This is a genomic window from Tahibacter caeni, assembly GCF_024609805.1.
In the GTDB taxonomy this organism is placed as follows: Bacteria; Pseudomonadota; Gammaproteobacteria; order Xanthomonadales; family Rhodanobacteraceae; genus Tahibacter; species Tahibacter caeni.
Genome location: NZ_JANFVR010000458.1, coordinates 1 through 3,003, shown reverse-complemented (window position 1 = coordinate 3,003; position 3,003 = coordinate 1). Strand labels below are relative to the sequence as shown.

Annotated in this window: 4 protein-coding genes; 2 read left to right on the top strand and 2 right to left on the bottom strand. The window is 70.9% G+C overall.

All coding sequences use genetic code 11. From position 1 onward, the window contains the following. Positions 1-333 (bottom strand): DUF4124 domain-containing protein (locus NON22_RS22550; RefSeq protein ID WP_257389238.1); only part of this gene is annotated, 333 nt, incomplete at its 3' end. Here NON22_RS22550 and NON22_RS22545 point away from each other — a divergent pair. Both NON22_RS22545 and NON22_RS22540 read left to right on the top strand, forming a co-directional pair. Then, positions 332-1,366 carry a threonine aldolase family protein gene (locus tag NON22_RS22545; RefSeq protein ID WP_257389237.1) on the top strand — a complete coding sequence of 345 codons (1,035 nt, stop codon included), beginning with the start codon at positions 332-334 and terminating at the stop codon, positions 1,364-1,366. The two genes, NON22_RS22550 and NON22_RS22545, sit on opposite strands and share 2 nt — an antisense overlap. A gap of 361 nt (positions 1,367-1,727) precedes the next feature. Next, complete coding sequence (locus NON22_RS22540) at positions 1,728-2,183, top strand: hypothetical protein (protein WP_257389236.1); 456 nt, start codon at positions 1,728-1,730, stop codon at positions 2,181-2,183. 48 nt (positions 2,184-2,231) lie between these two features. Here NON22_RS22540 and NON22_RS22535 read toward each other — a convergent pair whose 3' ends face one another. Beyond that, positions 2,232-2,861, bottom strand: a complete 630-nt coding sequence (locus NON22_RS22535; protein ID WP_257389235.1) for a 2-hydroxychromene-2-carboxylate isomerase — start codon at positions 2,859-2,861, stop codon at positions 2,232-2,234. Positions 2,862-3,003 lie beyond the last annotated feature (142 nt).

The window sequence follows — 3,003 nt, the reverse complement described above, 5'->3', positions numbered from 1 at the left end:
GCGCGGCTCGGGCGCGGGCGGAGCCGCGGCGACGGGCTCCTGCGCCGGGGCTTCGGCGTCGACCGGCGGCGGCGGGGCGCGCTCGTACTCGAACGACTGACTCTTCTGATCGTTCCGGCACGGTTTGTCCTGGAACGCGATCGCCCCGTGCTCGTCGGTGCAGCGATAGGCAGTCTTGATCTCGGCGGCCAGCGGACCGGCCGACAGGGCGGCGACGGCGATCAGGATGAGGCGAGGCAATGGAATCATGGCGCCGACGATACTACGCGGCCGCGCTTGCGGGGCGCGACGGCTGCCGCAATGCTTGGCTTCTTTGGCCGCGGATTCCGCCATGACCGACTTCGTCGATTTCTTCAGCGACACCAAGACCCGGCCCACGCCGGCCATGCGTGCGGTCATGGCCGCCGCCGACGTCGGCGACGAGCGCGCCGGCGAGGATCCGAGCGTCAACCGCCTGGTCGAGCGCTGTTCGGCCCTGCTCGGCAAGCCCGCGGCGCTGTTCCTGCCGTCGGGAACCATGTGCAACGAGATCGCACTGGCCGTGCACTGCCGTCCCGGCGACGAGGTGATCTGCGACCGCACCTCGCACCTGATCGGCTTCGAGGGCGGCGGCCCGGCCGCGCTGGCCGGCGTCATGCTCAATCCGCTGGCCGGCGAGCGCGGCCGTTTCGACGCGGCCCAGCTCGCGGCCGCGCTGCGTCCGGACCGGCCCTATGCGCCGCGCCAGCGCCTCGTCGAGGTCGAGCAGACGGCCAATCTCGGCGGTGGCACGATCTGGCCGCTGGCCCAGCTGCAGGCCGTCGCGGCGGCGGCCCGCGGCCACGGCCTGCTGACGCACATGGATGGTGCGCGCCTGCTCAATGCCGTCGTCGCGACCGGCGTGTCCGCGGCCGACTACGCGCGCGACTTCGATTCGGTCTGGATCGACTTCTCCAAGGGCCTCGGCGCGCCCGGCGGTGCCGTGCTGGCCGGCAGCGCCGAGTTCGTTCGCGAAGCCAACCGCCTGAAGCTGCGCTGGGGCGGCGCGATGCGCCAGAGCGGCATCATCGCCGCGGCCTGCGACTACGCGCTGGACCATCACGTCGCCGGCCTCGCGCAGGACCACGCCAATGCCGCGGCGCTCGCGCGCGGCATCGCGCAGATCGAAGGACTCGCGGTGGATCTCGCGAGCGTGGAAACCAATCTGGTCTATTTCGCCGTCGTGCGGCCCGACTTCGATGCGCCGCGGCTCTGCGAAGCCCTGCTCGAACGCGGTGTGCGCATGGGCGAAATGGGGCCGCGCACGGTGCGCGCGGTCACCCATCTCGACGTCGATGCGGCCGCCGTCGACAAGGCGCTCGCGGCATTGCGCGCGCTGCTCGGCTGAGACGCTGCGGGCGTTCGTGCGGAAGGCTCCGGAATCGCCGGCGTTGCGGTTCCGGAAGGCTGCGCGCGCGCCTGCCAGCGAAAGCCCCGCGTCCGATGCCGGCGGGCGCGGGATAGCCTCGGCGAGGGTCTCCGCACCAGCCGGGCCGGCCGCCGGCGCTGCGGATGCACTTTTCCGTTCAATGCGCAAATCGAAGTTTGCAACTATCATGAACTATAGTTGTATACCAATTTCCACGCGGCGGCCTACCATCGTTCGCGCTCCGGTCCCCTGATCCAGTCGGATCGCTCGCGCGGCGGGTTCCGCCGGAGCCGCCGTCCGTCGGCGCTGAATCCGCGCGCACCAAGCCAAGGGGTACATCATGCTCAGCTTCCGTCTGTTCGGCGCGGTCCTGGCCGCGGCCATCGGCGCCACCGTCGCCGCTCCCGCGATGGCGCAGTCCAACGCCTGCGTGCACCTGCTGGTCGGTGCCGGCTTCGCGGCGAAAATGCGCATCGTCTCGGGCGACTTCTCCACCCAGTGGTCCGACTCCTTCGCGATCGGCCAGACCAAGTGCCAGTCCCTCAAGGACGTCACCGACGGCAAGACCTTCACGGTGGAAGTGCACGCGCTGGCCGGCGAGACCAAGAAGTGCTCGCCGGAGAACATCAAGCGCGTCGCATCGAGCCCGTCGTCGGTCACGTTCCAGACCTGGGGCACGACCTTCGGCGTGAAGTGCCAGGAACCCGGCACGACCGAGAACGCCGAAATGAGCGAGGCCGCGCGCACGCCGAACGCCAAGGGCGCCGAGGCGGCCAAGAATCCGCCGAAGGAGTGAGCCGGGCATTCGCCCGTATGACGCGCTCCGCCGTGGCGGCGGGGCGCGTCAGCGCGTGCGGCGCACGGCTTCGGGCAGGCTGGCGATGCGCCGGTACTCGGGCGTATCGAAGCATCGCGGATCGTCGAGATAGTCCAGCGCCATCGCCGTCGCGTCGTTGCCCCAGAACAACTCGTCGCCGACGCGCAAGGTCGGTACGCCGAAAATCCCCAGGGCCAGCGCCTGCTCGGTGTTCTCGCGCAGACGCTGTTTGACGGCGGCGTCGGCCAGTGCGGCGCCGACGTCGGGGATGCCGAGGGTTGCCGCCGTCGCGCGCAGGGAGTCGGCCGTGTCGGCAGCCTCGCCGCGCTGCCAGATCTGCGCGAACAGCGCCTGCACCGCATCCCAGCCGCCGCCGGCGGCGATGCACAGACGCAGCACAGTCAGCGGATTGAACGGGTGCGCCGGCGGAAACTGCAGCGGCACGCCGTCGCGCGCGGCCTGCCAGAGCACGAAGCGATAGGTGAAATCGCGCTTGCCCGGAATCTCGGCCGGGCCGAGCTGGCCGAGCTTGTCGAGCACCGCGGCGAACAGGATCGGCACGGGTTCGACGGCGATCCGCTCGCGCAAGGCGAGGACCTTCGGCAGCTGCAGCCAGGCGAACGGCGAGATGAAGTCGAAATACCACTGCACGTTCATGGCGGCTCCGGGCGACAGGCAGGCGAAGGCCGAGCTTGCGCGATCCGTCATGCAGGCGCCAGCGGTCGTGCCGCCAGCCGGCGCGCCGCATCCGCCGCGGCTCCGGCCCGCGGCCACGATGTACCGCGGCTGTCGCCGCGCG

Excerpts from the sequence above, each read along its gene's own strand:
- NON22_RS22535 (WP_257389235.1), bottom strand. The coding sequence starts at position 2,861 with ATGAACGTGCAGTGGTATTTCGACTTCATCTCGCCGTTCGCCTGGCTG.
- NON22_RS22545 (WP_257389237.1), top strand. The coding sequence starts at position 332 with ATGACCGACTTCGTCGATTTCTTCAGCGACACCAAGACCCGGCCCACG.
- NON22_RS22540 (WP_257389236.1), top strand. The coding sequence starts at position 1,728 with ATGCTCAGCTTCCGTCTGTTCGGCGCGGTCCTGGCCGCGGCCATCGGC.